Annotated in this window: 1 protein-coding gene; it reads right to left on the bottom strand. The window is 62.0% G+C overall.

Features of this window, described 5'->3' with window-relative positions; translation table 11 throughout:
- Positions 1 to 587, bottom strand: a 587-nt coding sequence (locus A3736_RS05675) for an ABC transporter transmembrane domain-containing protein (RefSeq protein WP_255362962.1), incomplete at its 3' end; no start/stop codon positions are given.
- Between the last annotated feature and the right edge of the window lie 150 nt (positions 588 to 737).

Here is a 737-nt window from a genome sequence, read left to right on the forward strand (position 1 = left end):
ACGACGATATAGGCGACCACTGTCAGCGCCGTTGCCGCCACGAGCCCCCAGCCGAAATTGAGATAGAAGATGACGCCCACGGCAACCAATTCGATGATTGTCGGCGCGATGTTGAAGAGCAGGAAATAGAGCATGGAATCGATGCTCTTCGTCCCGCGCTCGATGATCTTGGTAACCTCGCCCGTGCGGCGCGACAGGTGGAAGCGTAGCGACAGGCTGTGGAGCCGGCGGAACACGTCTTCGGCCAGATGCCGCGTCGCCTCCTGGCCCACGCGTTCGAACACGATGTTCCTGAGATTGTCGAAGGCCGTGCCCGCAAAGCGCCCCAGCCCGTAGGCAAGCACCAGCGCCATGGCGAGCATTGCGGCCTCGCCTACCTCGCCCGTCATCGCATCGACCGCACGCTTGTAAGCGAAGGGTAGGGCCAGCGTGACCGCCTTGGTCAGCAGGACCAAGACAAGGGCGATGACGATCCGGCGCCGCAGACCCGAATTCTCGCTCGGCCACAGATAGGGCAGGAACCGCTTGAGGACCGCCCAGCTTTCGGCGTCGATCGGTTTTGAATTTACGGCAGTATCAGGAGGCACGGAAAGCAACATGGGAAGCGTGGACACATCCGGCAATGCGCAAGGCAGGAACCTGCGGACTGTCGGGGGATTGGCAGCCGGAAAGCCTTTTCTAATCTTGCCGCCCTACACCGTCGCTGCAACGGCCCTGCGCCGGTAGCGGAACACCAG

This window comes from Erythrobacter sp. HI0063, from assembly GCF_001635685.1.
In the GTDB taxonomy this organism is placed as follows: Bacteria; Pseudomonadota; Alphaproteobacteria; order Sphingomonadales; family Sphingomonadaceae; genus Qipengyuania.